Origin of the sequence: Chryseobacterium sp. CH21, from assembly GCF_004119445.1 — a bacterium.
Lineage (GTDB): Bacteria > Bacteroidota > Bacteroidia > Flavobacteriales > Weeksellaceae > Chryseobacterium.
The window spans coordinates 22,545-38,401 of sequence record NZ_QICI01000002.1; the positions used below are offsets into that span (position 1 = coordinate 22,545).

Here is a 15,857-nt window from a genome sequence, read left to right on the forward strand (position 1 = left end):
CTAGATGCTAGATTATATTCAGTAATATTTTACAATAATTTCTAATCTCTAGTTTCTAATTTTCTATTTTGAAAATAACTGCCCTAAAATAATCCCTGCAGCCATTGATACATTCAGGCTTTCTGTAGACTGGGATTTTCCAAACCTCGGAATGCTGATACTTTTCTGTAAAAGCGTCTCGGTTTCCGGCCTCATTCCGTTTCCTTCGTTTCCTAAAATAAGATTGATCTTTTCCGGCTTTTCAAAGGTATAGATATTCTCCCCTTCCATATCCGTTCCTATGTTGATATTTTCTGTTGCAGAAAGATATTCCACAAGATCAGTATAAACCACATTCACTCTGGTAAAAGACCCCATTGTTGCCTGAATCACTTTCGGATTGTAAACATCTACCGTATCTTCACTGCAGATAATCTGCTCTATCCCAAACCAGTCTGCCAATCGGATAATCGTTCCCAAATTTCCGGGATCCTGTATTCCATCCAAAACCAGCTGTATATTCTTATCTTCCCATTTTTCTTCCGTAGCAAGATAGCATACCGCTACAGAATCTTTTGGAGTTTTAAGAAAACTAATTTTTTTAATTCATTTTCAGAGATATGGGTAACAGGAATATCAGTACGGTCCAATTTTTGTGGATCCGTTGACAATATTTCCTTAATTTTAATGTTAGAATTAAAAAGTTCACAAATGATTTTATTACCTTCAACCAAAAACAAATTGTATTTTTGTCTGAACTTCTTTTTATCTAAAGATTGTAAAACTTTTATTGTATGAGCTGTAAGCATTATAAGAATTCTCCTCAAAAATATTATAAAATTATCTCATTTGCAACATTTGTTGGTCTCCTTTATGCTTGTAGTACGACAAAAAAAGTTCCGGAAGGCGAATATCTGCTTACTAAGAACACTTTAGGGTTCGAGGATAAGAGAGAATTTTTCGATGAAGAACTGAAAGATTATATTCAGCAAAAGCCCAATAAAAAGCAATTTCTTTTCATGCCATTAAGTTTGCTTCTGTATAACATGGCGGATACAAAATACGACACAATATTGAATGAATATATGACGTATCCCGGTGAGATGAGAAATCAAAAACTGAGAGATTCTTTATTCCTTAAATATAATATGAAAAGCAGCGTGGGAAAAAGTCTGCTTTTTGACCGTTTATTGCACAATTGGGGGACAGCACCTGTCATTCTGGATCAGACAAGAAGTGAAAAAAGTGCTGAGTCTATCAAAAAAAGACTTACCTACAGAGGATATTGGGATGCGGATGTAACCTTTAAGCATTCTCTGGATTCTGCTTCTAAAAAAGCGTCTGTAAGTTATTCTATCAAGCATAACGAACCTACCCGTATTAAGGATTATTTTTACAATATTCCGGATCAGGGGATTAAAGGATACTACAGTTCTTTTCTGAATAAAAGCCTTGTGAGGTCCGGACAGATTCTTGATCAGACCGTTCTTGAAAGAGAAGTAACCAGAATTACCGAACAGATGAGGGAATTTGGATTCTACAGGTTCAATGCGTTGAATGATGAAGTGTATTTTGTGGCAGATTCTCTTAAAAGCAGAAAGCAGATTCCTTTAACGCTGGAAATTCATAAAGATTCTCTGGACACCCCTTATAAAATCGCCACTTTTGGGAACATTGATGTGGCCATAGTGGATGAACCCGGAGATTACCCTAAAAATACAAAGAAAGACAGCCTAAGAAGAATAAGATTCCATACGGTGAATGATAAGTATAAAATTTCATCTATTTGGAGAGCTATTATTCCTGACAGCAAAAAAGTTTTTGACCAGACAAAACTGGATGTTACCAAGAGAAATCTTTTGGCAATGAACAATTTTAGCATCGTTAAAGCAAGAGACTCTCTGAGACAAGGAGGAATCACTGCTCCTAACGACAGTATTGTGGATGTTTTATATGTATTGAAACCACTTCCCAAGTATGAATTTAAACTGGGAACAGATATTAATTATTCTCAGATTCTGAATCTGGGGGTCTCTCCTTCTGTTGATCTTACCACCCGAAATGTTTTCAGAGGGGCAGAAAACCTTTCTACAAGCCTTTCAGGAACATTTGGATCTATCAGAAGTACAAAAGATATTGACAAAAGGGTGGCTGCTTACGAAATATCCGCTCAGGCATCTTTGAATTTCCCAAGACTGCTGCTTCCTATTAATTATTATAAATTAATTCCTAAACGATATACCCCTACTTCCTCTATCTTACTGGGAGCATCCATACAGAACAATATCGGTTTGGGAAGACTTATTTTTAATACCGGACTAAACTACCAGGCCAGTGTAAATGACCAGGTATATCATAAGCTTACATTATTCAATACTCAGATCAGTTTGACTAAAAATAAGGATGCCTACTATGATTACTTTGTGAATGACGGAAGGGTAAAAGATGAAGTTTTCGGGAACTATTTTATGTTTAACCCAGAAACTCAGCAAACCGGCCAAGATTATAGGGATGGAAAACTTACCGTAGACGAGGTTTCCAAGAGGATTCTTCAGAATGAAAACTACCAGTCCAGCCTTAATCAACAGGGGAAAGATCTTTTGACAGCCTTTAGAGGAACTTTGGTAAACAAAGACAGACAGACACAGGATGTCCTGATTTCTTCCATGATTTACAACTTTGTATATAGTGAAATCGGAAAAAAGACTATCCTAATGCATTTTACTTTAACGGAAAAGTTGAGCTTGCAGGTAACCTCTTAAGTTTATTCAACAAAAGAGATAATGACGGAGGGATTGTTAGCGGTCCTCAAAAAACTATTTTCGGGCTGCCTTATGCGCAGTTTGTGAAATTTGACATTGATGCCAGAAAATATTTTAAATTTAATGGAAACCAAACATTGGTGCTTCGTCAGTTTATAGGAGTCGGAATTCCGTATGGAAACTCTGAGGATATGCCGATCATCAAGTCTTATTTCAATGGAGGCTCTAATGATATCAGAGCCTGGGTAGCATTTGGAGGACTAGGTCCTGCAGATTCTCAGGTAGATGAAAGGGTACGTACCTATATGACAGACAACTTAAAGCTTACCACCAATATTGAATACCGTATACCATTCAACAAAACCTATGAAGGAGCTTTATTTACCGATATCGGAAATACATGGAGTCTTCGAAACTATAATGATGGATATGGAGATGAGTTTAAATTTAATAAATTCCTGAAACAGGTTGGTATCGGAAGTGGATTCGGATTAAGGTTAAATATTGCTTATGTAACGGCCAGAATTGACCTTGCTTACAAGATCTACGACCCGAATAAACCTGAGGGTGACCGATGGAGAATCAAATATATTCAGCCTTTCAAACCTACGGTTAATATCGCATTCGGATATCCTTTCTAATCCGGAGAAACGCCTAATATAAAATATACTACAGCAATGACCCTGGCGAGGATTTCCCTCGTCTGGTTTCTGTAGAAACTTTCTGGCTTTGAGACATCCTGTGCATCAAAACCTAACGCATTCATATCATTGTTTCTTGCAAAAAACAGGGCTCTCAGATTATGAAATCCCTGAGATACAATAATGACATTTTTCTTTTTATAAACATCTTTGCAGCGAAGAATACTTTTATAGGTATTGAAGCCTTTCGGATCTTCCACAATAATATCTTCCGGAACTCCTTCCTGATTAATCAGATAGTTTTTCATAGCTGCCGGTTCGTTGTAGCCTTTACTTTTCTCCCCGCTTACGATAATTTTTTTGATCTTTCCATGATGGTAAAGAAGAGCCGCAGCATCCATTCTTTTCGTAAAATAAGGATTAGATTTTCCTGATCTCATTTTCGGAGATGTTCCCAGAACTAAAGCTATTTCTCTTGGCGGAATTTTTGAGATTTTGGTATAGGTTCTCCCGTTGGTAAGCCCGAAAACCCACACATTACAGAAACATATCATCAGAATTCCCAATTCCAATGATATAAAGCCCAGGTTAAATATGTTCCGTATAATTCTCAACTAAGATCAAAGTTAAGCTTTATTTTTTTACTTTTCACAATAGACATGCAAGCCAATATATGTCCTTGCCCCTCTTCTTTTTCTGTAAGATATTCATTCTCCAGCAGTTCTACTTCACCTTCCTCTAAAGAACATTCGCAGCTTCCACAAATTCCTGATTTACATGAATACGGAACCGGAAATTTCTGGATAAGAAGCTGTTGTAGCAATTTCTCCTTATTATCAGCAAGCTGGGTCGTATATTTTTTTCCAAGCATCGTAAATTCCACTTCAATATTTTCAATCAAAGGAAATTCTTTTTCTATAGGATAAATATCATCATTAAATTCTTCAAAAAGCTCAAAATGAATATTCTTTTTTGGAATTCCGTGGTGATAACAGGCATTGGCCAATGTCTTAATCATCTCTCCTTTTCCGCAGATGAGCACTTCATCTACAGCATCCCAAATAGTAGACTCTTCGTCTGTATCATCCAAATGAAGAATTTGATTGATAATGAGAGCTAATTTCTTTTCATCCAGTCTGCCATAAAAAACTGGTCTGCGGTCTTTTCCTGTGAGAAAAAATAGAATATCTGAAGTCTGTCCCCACAAGTTCTGGCAAGGTTATCCAGCTGTTCGCGATAGACAAGATCATCTGAACTTTTATTCCCAAAGAATAAAAACAGCCTGGTTCTGGGTTCGTTGTGAAGAATATTTTTAAAGTGGCTCAAAATGGGTGTAATCCCTATTCCAGCAGCAAAAGCAACAATAGTCCTGAATTCACTGGGTTTTGATACAATGGTAAATCTCCCTGCTGGTTCGCTCACCCACAGTTCATCCCCTTCATTATAGTTTTGAAATAACTGCGAAGTAGCTCCATCAGGAGAATTAACCTTTATCCCCAAACATATTTTTCCTTCATAAGGAGCCGAAGTCATTGAATAATCATTAATAACCTCTTTCCCACGTGATTGAAATCTTATACTGACGAACTGCCCTGCTTCAAACCTGAAATTTTCCTTTACATGCTCAGGAATATCAAACTCCAGAGAAAAAGTATTTTTGGTCAGCTCTTCCTTTTTCGCTATTTTTAACGGATGAAACTGTATTAGTTTCCCTTTATAGATTTGTTGTTCCATAACTTCAATTCAAAAATAGATAAAAAATAATTTATGAAGAAGATAATTTTATCCACGTTACTTCTTACTGCACTGTACAGCTGTAAAAAAGAAGGTCAGAAAACTGAAAACACAGCAGCTGCAGACTCTATTTCTGTATCTCAAACTACAGAACCTGAAGGAAGTGCAGTTCTTCCTAAAGAACTTTCTCCTGAAAATGTAAGCCAGCATTTAGCAAAAAATAATGATACTTTATATGTTACCAATTTCTTTGCAACCTGGTGCGGCCCATGTATGAGAGAAATTCCAAGTTTTAAAAGTAAAATGGAGGAATTGAAAGGAAAACCTGTAAAATTCACTTTCGTAAACCTTGATGATAAGGCAGAATGGGCTGGTGCTGTAAAGAACTTTGCAACAGAAAATAAACTGGGAGGCAGCATCATTTTACTGGATGGACAAAAATTAGATCAAAACTTTTTCCATAATAACTTCAAACAGTGGGACGGAGGTTCTATTCCTTTTACTTTCATGAGAAAAGGAGATAAAACCGATGAATATCTGGGAATGATGACGGAAGATGTATTGAATTCAAAAATCGATTCTTTCTTACAATAAAAATAGACTGAGCTCTTTCTGAATCATGTCAAAAAGATTTAAAATCCTGTGTTTATTATTCGTGATTGCCATTCTTGTAAGCGCTGTCATTAATCTGAACACAGGATTTTTAAGTTTAAACTTCCAGGATTTCTTTCAGGAGTCTGCTCATAGCCAGATTGCTGAAATCCGAATCAACCGTGTTCTGGTGATGATGCTGGCCGGAATTTCAATTCCAACTTCAGGTTTTCTGATGCAAGAATATTTCCAAAACCCACTCGCTGGGCCTGATATATTAGGTATCACTTCTGTCGCCAGTTTGTCGGTTGCCTTTTATATTTTCTTTTCTCATAATATTTTACTCCCTGAGTTTTTACAGAATAGTTTCCTTAGCTTATCAGCTATTGGTGGCAGCTTACTATTAATGCTGATTCTTCTTTCGATGTCGAATAGATTTCAGGATAAATCATATCTTATTATTTTCGGGTTTCTGGTATCTGCTTTTGCCGGAGCAATTGTATCTCTTCTTCAATTTTACGCGGAAAATCAAAGTCTGAAAAATTATATTTTGTGGTCTTTCGGAGCAAATAATATGGTGACAAGGAACCAGATTTATGTGCTGTTTATTTTAGTTTTAGTTGGAATGGCAATCTGTTTCAGAGCGATAAAGCCACTTATTGGAAACTCTCTAGGCAACTCCTATGCGCAAAGCTTAGGTGTAAATCTGAAACAACTGAAACTTTTAATCATCGTTGCATCTTCTCTCCTCTCGGCTTCTGTTACTGCATTTTTGGGACCTATTCTTTTCATTGGAATTATTGTTCCCCACTTTTGCAGACTGGTCTACAACCCTTCAAAATTATGGCAGCAATGGATTCTTAATATGTTTCTGGGAATGCTGATTATGCTTTTCTTTTCCGTTATTGCAGAGAAAACACAGATACCATTGAACGTGATAAGCTCTGTATTTGGAATTCCTGTGATTCTGATGATGCTTTTGAAGCAGAATAAAGTCTAATTTTTTTGTTGGATAAACGCAAAGACGCAAGACTATTTTTTTAATTATAACTTTTTAAGACGCAAAGATTTTATCTCCGATAAAATTGAACACCGCATATTCTAAACAAAAAATACACCCAATCTCTTGTTGAAAATCTTCGATTTTCTTGCGCCTTAAAATATAACCAATGTAATAAAAAATCTTTGCGGCTTTGCGTTTTCCCAACATTTCACATCAATAGTACTTTCTAAAATACATATCATTAATAATTATTAAGCAACTATTCATATATTTAACAAAAACACCACAAATGACAGAAAATGAATTATCAAAAGTAGTTTTTGAAACAGGTTTAAAAATTCATAAAAAACTTGGAGCAGGCTTTTTGAACATGTATATGAAGAATGTATGTTCTATGAATTAACAAAATCAGGATTTCTGGTAGAAAAACAAAAAATACTTCCGATTATTTATGAAGATTTGAGAATAGAAAATGCTTTCAGACTTGATATGATTATTGAGAACAAAGTAATTCTGGAAATAAAAGCAGTTGATTACATAAGCCCTATTCATAAAGCTCAACTCCTAACCTATTTAAAAATGTCAAACTGCAAATTAGGTATGCTGCTCAACTTTCAGTCTGATGTCTTCAAAAATGGAGTAACAAGAATTGTAAACAATTTATAAAATAAAACAGAATAAAAATTTGACAAAGTCAAATTCCTTGCACCCTAAAACATTATTTTTGTAAAACATTTTGCGCCTTCGCATATAACTAACAAAAACATGCACCTACAAATCAAACAGGCTAATATAGGCTACAACACAACATTAATCTCCAATGCTAATGCAAATTTGAGGCTTGGTGATGTATGCCTGCTGATTGGTAATAACGGGGTGGGAAAAACAACATTAATCAAATCTATTCTACATCAGATTCCCTTACTGAATGGAGAAATTTCGATTAATAGTAAAAATGTAAAAAGTCTTTCCGTAAAAGAAATTGCAGAGAACATTGCTATTGTCTTTTCAAAATCAGTTATCCCACAGCATTATACGGTTGAAGATCTTATTTCTCTGGGAAAGTATATCTACTACCCTTTTTATTTTGAGTTAAAAAAAGAAGACCGCGAAGAAGTAGCTCATATTATAGAAGAGCTGGATCTAACTCAGTACAGATATACTTTTTTAAAAAACCTGTCAGACGGAAATCTTCAGAAAGCATTTATTGGACGTGCTATTACTCAAAATTCACCCATTATTATTCTGGATGAACCTACTACCCATCTGGATGAGAAAAACAAAATCATTATTCTAAAAACCTTAAGAAAACTGGCTAAGGAACAGAACAAACTTATCCTGTTTTCGTCCCACGACTGGCGGCTGGCCAAAGAGTTTGCAGACAAAATATGGTATGTTAAGGAAAAGCATCTGTATTCAGGGATTGTGGAGGACATTTTGTTGCAGCACGATGAACTGACCAATGCTTCGTTATTTCAGATCAATGAGACCTTTATTCCGCCTTTTATCTTGGCGCCACAGTTTCACAAGGAAATGCTGTATTCTCTGCTTCAAAAAAACTTCCAAAAAGACCTGTCTGAGCTTAATTTCGAGTTTCAGAACACTTTTTGGGTAATTACTAAAGATTCCGCTACTTATCAATGTGAATCTTTTGAAGAAATCATCAATTTAGTTTCAAACATTCATTAATACTAAGTTTTCTTTGATTTATCCATATACTATGCATGCATAGTATTATGCTAATCATACAATTTAATCCATTTATTTACAGCCTATTAACAAAATTTAACGTTAATAAATATTATGCATGCATAATATTTATTAAATTTGGGTAAAACCATTGGCGCAAAAATGATGGATAATAATAAGGAAAAAATAGAAAACGTAGATTTAATTTTAAAGCAGACCTGGTTGGCTGTTTCTAAAATGTACACAGAATTAGCTCAGGAACATGATTCCACAGCGGTACAGGCACTCACTCTTCTTAAAATTGATCCCAAAGAAGGAACCAGAAGTACCAATCTTGGTCCAAAGATGGCTATTGAACCCACTTCATTAACGAGAATCATTAAGCTTCTGGAAGACAACGGATATATCTATAAGGAAAAGACCACTACTGATAAAAGAGAGGTGATCATCAAACTTACAGATAAAGGATTAAACTCCAGAAATATGTCTAAGGAAGTCGTTGTGAACTTCAACAAGAAGGTAATGGAGAAAATAGCTCCTGAAAAACTGGAGGCATTCAAAGATGTGATGACCGAAATCATGAAAATCGCAAACGAATTATTGAATAACAGAAAATAAATTATGATGACACCTTCGGGTTCATATAATCTTATAAAAAATAAAAATTTACATATGAAAAGAAGAATCAAACATGTAACGGTTCTTGGTTCAGGAATTATGGGAAGCGGAATCGCTGCTCACTTCGCTAATATCGGCGTTGAAGTATCACTTTTGGATATTGTTCCTTTCGAACTTACTGAAGCTGAACAGAAAAAAGGTTTGACCAAAGATGACAAGGTAGTAAGAAACAGAATTGCTTCCGAAAACTTTGAAAAACTTAAAAAAGCAAGTCCTGCACTACTTTACTCACCAAAGTTTGCAGACAGAATCAAAATCGGAAACTTCGATGATGATTTGCCGAAAATAAAAAATACCGACTGGATCATTGAAGTAGTAGTAGAAAGACTTGACATCAAGAAGTCTGTATACGAAAAAATTGAACAGTTCAGAAAACCGGGAACATTGATTTCTTCTAATACATCCGGTATTCCTATTCATTTCCTTACAGAAGGAAGAAGCGAGGATTTCAAAAAATATTTCGCGGGAACGCACTTCTTTAACCCTGTAAGATATCTTCCTCTTCTAGAGATTATCCCAACTAACGATACAGCTCCTGAGATCATTGATTTCTATATGAATTATGGGGCAAAATTCTTAGGCAAAACAACCGTTTTAGCTAAAGATACCCCAGCTTTCATCGCTAACAGAATCGGTGTATTCTCTATGATGGATCTTCTTCACAACGTTCAGAAATTAGGACTTACTGTTTCTGATGTTGATAAATTAACAGGTCCGGTAATCGGGCGTCCAAAATCTGCTACATTCAGAACAGCTGATGTTGTAGGTCTTGATACTTTGGTAATGGTAGCCAATGGAGTTCGTCAAAGCGGTGCAGAAGCGAATGACTTCAATGATGTATTTGCCCTTCCTCCTTATATCCAGAAAATGATGGATAATAAATGGTTAGGTTCAAAAACAGAACAAGGTTTCTATAAAAAAGTGAAAAATGCAGAAGGAAAATCTGAAATTCACGGATTAAACCTTGATACTTTAGAGTATGAACTTCAAGGAAAATCATCATTCCCTACTCTTGAATTAACAAAAGCTATCGATAAACCGATTGACAGATTCAAAGTATTGATTGGTGGTAAAGATAAGGCTGGCGAATTATACAGAAAGTCTTTAGGAGCATTATTCGCTTATGTTTCTCACAAAGTTCCTGAAATCTCCGACGAAGTTTATAAAATAGACGATGCCATGAGAGCCGGTTTCGGATGGGAAAACGGACCATTTGAAATCTGGGATGCTGTAGGTGTTCAGAAAGGTATTGAACTGGCAAAAGATGCAGGATATGAGGTTTCTGACTGGGTGAAAAATGTAGAAACTTTCTACAAAGTGAATGATGAAGGTCAAAGTATTTACGTTGATAAAAATTCAGGAGAATACAACAAAATCCCAGGTCAGGATGCATTCATCATCTTAGACAATATCAGAAAAAATAAAACACTTTGGAGTAATTCAGGTGCTGCTATTGAGGATTTGGGAGATGGAATCATCAACTTCGAGATCCGTTCAAAAATGAACTCTCTTGGAGGCGAAGTTCTTGACGGATTAAACAGAGCTATTGATTTAGCTGAAAAAGAATATGACGGATTAGTTGTTGGGAACCAAGGGGCTAACTTCTCTGTAGGTGCTAACCTTGCTATGATCCTTATGATGGCTATTGAGCAGGATTGGGATGATTTGAATATGGCGATCGCTTACTTCCAGAAATCCATGATGAGGGTACGTTACTCTTCTATTCCTGTAGTAGTTGCTCCTCACGGAATGACTCTAGGTGGAGGATGCGAAATGACCATGCATGCAGACCGAGTGGTTGCCGCAGCAGAAACGTATATCGGACTTGTAGAAACCGGTGTAGGTGTAATCCCTGGTGGTGGTGGTACTAAAGAATTGACTTTAAGAACTTCCAGAGAATTCCACAACGATGATGTTAAAAATAACAGACTTCGTGATGCTTTCATGAACATCGCAATGGGTAAAGTAGCTACTTCTGCTTATGAAGCTTACGATATGGGAATCCTTGAAAAAGGTAAAGACATTGTTTCCGTAAGCAAAAACAGACAGATTGCTGAAGCTAAAAAAGTAGCAAAATTATTGGCAGAACAGGGATATACTCAGCCAATCGAGCAGAAAGTAAAAGTTCTTGGTAAAGATGCATTAGGAATGTTCTACGTAGGAACGGATCAGATGCTAACCGGAAACTTCATCTCTGCACACGATAAGAAAATTGCTGATAAGTTAGCCAATGTAATGGTAGGTGGAAATCTATCTGAACCAACAGTAGTAACAGAACAGTATCTATTGAACCTTGAAAGAGAAACTTTCCTTCAGCTTTGTGGAGAAAGAAAAACTCTGGAGAGAATCCAATATATGTTGCAAAATGGGAAACCGTTGAGAAACTAACGGGAAGCTCCGTAGGAGCGAACTGTTAATAGCATGAATAATTTAAAATTGGAGAGCCTCGTAGAGGCGGCCTGTTAATGTATGGCAAATACCTACACTCAGATTTATATTCAAATTGTTTTCGCTGTAAAAGGAAGACAAAATCTGATTTCAAAAGAAAACAGACAAGAATTACATCAGTTTATTACAGGTATTGTTTCCAATAGAAATCAAAAATTATTCGCGGTTTTTGCAATGCCTGACCATGTCCATATTCTTGTAAGCATGAATCCGACACTTGCGGTTTCAGATTTAGTAAGAGATATTAAAGCGGGGTCTTCAAAATTCATCAATGAAAAAGGATGGGTAAATGGAAAGTTCAATTGGCAGGAAGGGTACGGAGCTTTTTCTTATTCTAAAAGCAGTGTTGATTCTGTTGTAAAATATATTTTAAATCAGGAAGAACATCATAAAAAGAAAACTTTTAGAGAAGAATATCTGGATTTTATGTCAAAATTTGAGATAGAATATGATCCAAAATATTTATTCGAATGGATTAATGATTAACAGGTCGCTCCTACGGAGCTCCACAAAAAACAAAAACAAAAATCTAGGAACAGTTTACCTCTACGAGGCAAAAATTCTTAAAACAATTTAATTAAACAAAAAAATGAAAACAGCATACATAGTAAAAGGTTTCAGAACTGCCGTTGGAAAAGCTCCAAAAGGAAGTTTAAGATTTACAAGACCTGATGTAATGGCGGCTACCGTTATTGAAAAATTAATGGCTGAGCTATCACAATTAGATAAAAACAGAATAGATGACCTTATCGTAGGAAATGCAATGCCAGAAGCTGAACAAGGGTTGAATGTGGCGCGTCTGATCTCTTTAATGGGATTAAATACCGATAAAGTTCCGGGAGTAACTGTAAACAGATACTGTGCTTCAGGAAGTGAGGCAATTGCGATTGCTTCCGCAAAAATCCAGGCTGGTATGGCAGATTGTATTATCGCGGGTGGTACTGAATCTATGTCATATATCCCAATGGGAGGTTATAAGCCGGTTCCTGAAACAGATATCGCAAAAACAAACCCTGATTACTATTGGGGAATGGGTTACACTGCGGAAGAAGTAGCAAAACAATATAATATTACGAGAGAAGAACAGGATCACTTTGCTTTTGAATCTCATATGAAGGCTTTAAAAGCTAATCAGGAAGGAAAATTTGCCAACCAGATTGTTTCGATTCCTGTAGAATATAATTTCCTGGACGAAAATCAGAAAATGCAGACTAAAAAGTTTGATTTTTCAGTAGACGAAGGGCCTAGAGCTGATACTTCATTAGCTGGTTTAGCCAAATTAAGACCTGTATTTGCCAACGGAGGAAGCGTAACTGCCGGAAACTCTTCTCAGATGAGTGACGGAGCAGCTTTCGTAATGGTAATGAGTGAGGAAATGGTAAAAGAATTAGGACTGGAACCTGAAGCTAGATTAGTAGCTTATGCAGCAGCCGGATTAGAGCCAAGAATCATGGGAATGGGACCTATCTATGCTATTCCAAAAGCTTTGAAACAAGCAGGTTTAGAATTAAAAGACATCGATTTGATCGAGCTTAACGAAGCTTTTGCTTCTCAATCTGTTGCTATTAAAAAAGAATTAGGTTTAAATCCTGATATCTTAAACGTAAACGGAGGAGCTATCGCTCTTGGACACCCGCTTGGATGTACAGGAACAAAACTAACAGTACAACTTCTTGATGAAATGAGAAGACGTGGCAACAAGTACGGAATGGTTTCTATGTGCGTGGGAACAGGACAGGGAGCGGCTTCTATTTTTGAACTACTTTAATAAGATAATAGACAGACAGATAGATAATAGAGGGTAAAAACACAAGAAATGGAATGAATGATTTTAAAAGACACAATTTTAAGAAACTTAAAATTTGGCAAATGAGTATGGAATTATCAAGATTAACTTTGGATCTTACAGATACTTTTCCAACTTATGAAAAATATGGGTTGAAAAGTCAAATGGACAGATGCGCTATTTCAATTCCATCCAATATAGCCGAAGGTTCAAGCAGAACAAATAAATCTTTTAGTCATTTTTTAGACATCTCTTTAGGTTCTTCATTTGAATTGCAAACACAAATATTGTTGGCAAATCATAGAAAATATTTATCTGATGAAAAAACTGAAATCCTTGAAATTAAAATTGAAGAATTTCAAAAAGCAACAATGGTATTTCAGAATACTTTAAACAGAGATTAATAAAAAAGACAAAGAGAGAATAGACAGATAGAAAATAGACTACACTAATAATCTATCATCTTTCCGTCTATTATCTGAATGTCTCAAAAAATTTAAAAAACAAAATAATATATGGCTACATTAAAAGGCGGGGAATTCCTGATCAAACAGATTCCTGCAAACGAAATTTTCAGTATTGAAGAACTGAACGAAGAACAAAAAATGCTTCGTGATTCTGCGAAAGAATTCATTGACAGAGAAGTAGTTCCTCAAAAAGAACGTTTTGAGAAGAAAGATTATGCATTTACTGAAGAGACAATGCGTAAATTGGGAGAAATGGGTATGCTGGGGATCGCTGTTCCTGAAGAATACGGAGGTCTTGGAATGGGCTTTGTAACAACAATGCTTGCCTGTGACTATATTTCCGGAACTACAGGTTCATTGGCTACGGCTTATGGAGCACACACGGGTATCGGAACGCTTCCTATCGTTCTTTATGGAACTGAGGAGCAAAAGAAAAAATACCTTCCGGATTTAGCAGCTGGAACAAAGTTTGGTGCTTACTGTCTGACAGAGCCGGATGCTGGTTCTGATGCCAACTCAGGAAAAACAAAAGCAAAACTTTCCGAAGACGGAAAACATTATATCATCAACGGCCAGAAAATGTGGATCTCTAATGCAGGATTTGCAGATACATTTACATTATTTGCTAAAATTGATGATGATAAAAATATCACAGGTTTTGTGATCAACAGATCTGAACTTGAAAACCCTGAAAGCTTAACTTTTGGAGAAGAAGAGCACAAATTAGGTATCCGTGCTTCTTCTACGCGTCAGGTTTTCTTCAATGATATGAAAATTCCTGTGGAAAATCTTTTAGGAGAAAGAAACAATGGTTTCAAGATCGCTCTAAATGCATTGAACGTAGGCCGTATCAAATTGGCTGCCGCTTGTCTTGATGCACAGAGAAGAATCTTAAACCACTCTATTCAGTATTCTAACGAAAGAAAACAGTTTGGGGTTTCTATTGCAACCTTCGGAGCGATCAGAAAGAAAATTGCAGAAATGGCAACCGGAGTTTTCGTAAGTGAAGCAGGTTCTTACAGAGCGGCTAAAAACGTTCAGGATAAAATTGATGAATTAGTAGCAGGTGGATTAAGCCATCAGGAGGCAGAACTGAAAGGTGTTGAAGAATTCGCGGTAGAATGTTCAATCCTTAAAGTATTTGTTTCTGATCTTGCTCAGCACACTGCAGATGAAGGAATCCAGGTGTACGGAGGTATGGGATTCTCTGAAGACACTCCGATGGAAGCTGCATGGAGAGATTCAAGAATTTCAAGAATCTATGAAGGTACCAACGAAATCAACAGATTGTTAGCAGTAGGAATGCTTATTAAGAGAGCAATGAAAGGTGAATTAGACCTTTTATCTCCTGCAATGGCCATCAGCAAAGAATTGATGGGAATTCCTTCATTTGAAGTTCCTGATTATTCAGAATTCATGAGTGAGGAAAAAGCTATTATCGCTAACCTTAAGAAAGTATTCTTGATGGTTTCCGGTGCTGCTCTTCAGAAATATATGATGGATATTGAGAAACAACAGCATTTATTATTGAATGCATCTGAAATCCTTAACCAGATCTATATGGCAGAATCTGCGGTATTAAGAGCAGAGAAACATTTCTCTCCTGAATCTGTAGAAGCAGCTATGGCTCAGTTGAACCTTTACAAAGCTGTTGAGAAAATCATTACTGCAGCTAAAGAAGGAATCGTTTCTTTCGCTGAAGGAGATGAGCAGAGAATGATGCTTTCAGGATTAAGAAGATTCACTAAATATACCAACCACCCGAATGTAGTAGCGCTTACTGAAAAAATTGCAGCTCACTATATCGAGAAAGGAGCTTATTAGTCTTTAATAATATCAATTTGATTTAAAACGCCTCTAAAAATGGTAGTCATGGTCGGAAGATTTTTTCTTCCGACTTTTTGTTTTTAGATATTCAATATTATTATTTTAATTAATTGATTATCAGCCATTTAATTTGTTTTATTATTTCATTTTTTGTATCTTTATTGCTGATAATCAATTGTTTATGTCAGTTTTTAAAGATCACAAAATATCACTTAAAGATGTTTTAGAATTTATTCCCGAAGCACTTTTAAG

The 15,857-nt window shown here is 36.0% G+C and carries 11 protein-coding genes and 3 pseudogenes; 11 read left to right on the forward strand and 3 right to left on the reverse strand.

What is annotated here, in order from left to right:
* Positions 1–63: 63 nt before the first annotated feature.
* Positions 64–788: pseudogene (locus BOQ62_RS00200) on the reverse strand (TrmH family RNA methyltransferase).
* Here BOQ62_RS00200 and BOQ62_RS00205 point away from each other — a divergent pair.
* A pseudogene (locus tag BOQ62_RS00205) lies at positions 774–3,382 on the forward strand (BamA/TamA family outer membrane protein). The pseudogenes BOQ62_RS00200 and BOQ62_RS00205 sit on opposite strands and share 15 nt — an antisense overlap.
* Here the strand turns inward: BOQ62_RS00205 and BOQ62_RS00210 are convergent.
* Together BOQ62_RS00210 and BOQ62_RS00215 are read right to left on the reverse strand one after the other, a co-directional pair.
* Positions 3,379–3,936: a vancomycin high temperature exclusion protein gene (locus BOQ62_RS00210; RefSeq protein ID WP_410493421.1), complete on the reverse strand. Its 558-nt coding sequence runs from the start codon at positions 3,934–3,936 to the stop codon at positions 3,379–3,381. The pseudogene BOQ62_RS00205 and the gene BOQ62_RS00210 sit on opposite strands and share 4 nt — an antisense overlap.
* Before the next feature lie 56 nt (positions 3,937–3,992).
* A pseudogene (locus BOQ62_RS00215) lies at positions 3,993–5,116 on the reverse strand (2Fe-2S iron-sulfur cluster-binding protein).
* Between the two features lie 33 nt (positions 5,117–5,149).
* On the opposite strand from BOQ62_RS00215, the gene BOQ62_RS00220 reads away from it, so the two are divergent.
* The 10 genes from BOQ62_RS00220 (at position 5,150) to BOQ62_RS00265 (ending at position 15,602) form a co-directional block, all read left to right on the forward strand.
* Positions 5,150–5,710: a TlpA family protein disulfide reductase gene (locus BOQ62_RS00220; RefSeq protein ID WP_129036460.1), complete on the forward strand. Its 561-nt coding sequence runs from the start codon at positions 5,150–5,152 to the stop codon at positions 5,708–5,710.
* A 25-nt stretch (positions 5,711–5,735) separates the two neighbouring features.
* On the forward strand, positions 5,736–6,707 hold the full coding sequence (locus BOQ62_RS00225; RefSeq protein WP_185146777.1) for a FecCD family ABC transporter permease: 972 nt from the start codon (positions 5,736–5,738) through the stop codon (positions 6,705–6,707).
* Positions 6,708–7,097: 390 nt separating this feature from the next.
* The gene (locus BOQ62_RS00230) at positions 7,098–7,376 is read left to right on the forward strand and encodes a GxxExxY protein (RefSeq protein ID WP_317127341.1); all 279 of its coding nucleotides are present in this window, start codon (positions 7,098–7,100) and stop codon (positions 7,374–7,376) included.
* A 99-nt stretch (positions 7,377–7,475) separates the two neighbouring features.
* Positions 7,476–8,399, forward strand: coding sequence for an ABC transporter ATP-binding protein (locus tag BOQ62_RS00235; protein ID WP_129036462.1), 924 nt, complete (start codon positions 7,476–7,478; stop codon positions 8,397–8,399).
* Positions 8,400–8,564: 165 nt separating this feature from the next.
* Positions 8,565–9,017: a MarR family winged helix-turn-helix transcriptional regulator gene (locus tag BOQ62_RS00240; protein WP_105703816.1), complete on the forward strand. Its 453-nt coding sequence runs from the start codon at positions 8,565–8,567 to the stop codon at positions 9,015–9,017.
* 54 nt (positions 9,018–9,071) lie between these two features.
* Positions 9,072–11,465 carry a 3-hydroxyacyl-CoA dehydrogenase/enoyl-CoA hydratase family protein gene (locus tag BOQ62_RS00245; RefSeq protein ID WP_129036463.1) on the forward strand — a complete coding sequence of 798 codons (2,394 nt, stop codon included), beginning with the start codon at positions 9,072–9,074 and terminating at the stop codon, positions 11,463–11,465.
* An 81-nt stretch (positions 11,466–11,546) separates the two neighbouring features.
* The gene (gene tnpA, locus BOQ62_RS00250) at positions 11,547–12,011 is read left to right on the forward strand and encodes an IS200/IS605 family transposase (RefSeq protein WP_129036464.1); all 465 of its coding nucleotides are present in this window, start codon (positions 11,547–11,549) and stop codon (positions 12,009–12,011) included.
* A 103-nt stretch (positions 12,012–12,114) separates the two neighbouring features.
* A complete protein-coding gene (locus BOQ62_RS00255; RefSeq protein WP_129036465.1) occupies positions 12,115–13,293 on the forward strand; it encodes a thiolase family protein in 1,179 nt (392 codons plus the stop codon).
* Positions 13,294–13,346: 53 nt separating this feature from the next.
* Positions 13,347–13,715 (forward strand): four helix bundle protein, encoded by a 369-nt coding sequence (locus tag BOQ62_RS00260; protein ID WP_129036466.1) that lies wholly within the window; start codon positions 13,347–13,349, stop codon positions 13,713–13,715.
* Between the two features lie 111 nt (positions 13,716–13,826).
* Entirely contained in the window at positions 13,827–15,602 is a 1,776-nt protein-coding gene (locus tag BOQ62_RS00265) for an acyl-CoA dehydrogenase family protein (protein WP_129036467.1), read from the forward strand.
* Positions 15,603–15,857 lie beyond the last annotated feature (255 nt).

Bases quoted from the DNA above. Each gene is read 5' to 3' on its own strand.
- BOQ62_RS00210 (WP_410493421.1), bottom strand. From the start codon at position 3,936: ATGATATGTTTCTGTAATGTGTGGGTTTTCGGGCTTACCAACGGGAGA.
- BOQ62_RS00220 (WP_129036460.1), top strand. From the start codon at position 5,150: ATGAAGAAGATAATTTTATCCACGTTACTTCTTACTGCACTGTACAGC.
- BOQ62_RS00225 (WP_185146777.1), top strand. From the start codon at position 5,736: ATGTCAAAAAGATTTAAAATCCTGTGTTTATTATTCGTGATTGCCATT.
- BOQ62_RS00230 (WP_317127341.1), top strand. From the start codon at position 7,098: ATGTTCTATGAATTAACAAAATCAGGATTTCTGGTAGAAAAACAAAAA.
- BOQ62_RS00235 (WP_129036462.1), top strand. From the start codon at position 7,476: ATGCACCTACAAATCAAACAGGCTAATATAGGCTACAACACAACATTA.
- BOQ62_RS00240 (WP_105703816.1), top strand. From the start codon at position 8,565: ATGGATAATAATAAGGAAAAAATAGAAAACGTAGATTTAATTTTAAAG.
- BOQ62_RS00245 (WP_129036463.1), top strand. From the start codon at position 9,072: ATGAAAAGAAGAATCAAACATGTAACGGTTCTTGGTTCAGGAATTATG.
- tnpA (WP_129036464.1), top strand. From the start codon at position 11,547: ATGGCAAATACCTACACTCAGATTTATATTCAAATTGTTTTCGCTGTA.
- BOQ62_RS00255 (WP_129036465.1), top strand. From the start codon at position 12,115: ATGAAAACAGCATACATAGTAAAAGGTTTCAGAACTGCCGTTGGAAAA.
- BOQ62_RS00260 (WP_129036466.1), top strand. From the start codon at position 13,347: ATGAATGATTTTAAAAGACACAATTTTAAGAAACTTAAAATTTGGCAA.
- BOQ62_RS00265 (WP_129036467.1), top strand. From the start codon at position 13,827: ATGGCTACATTAAAAGGCGGGGAATTCCTGATCAAACAGATTCCTGCA.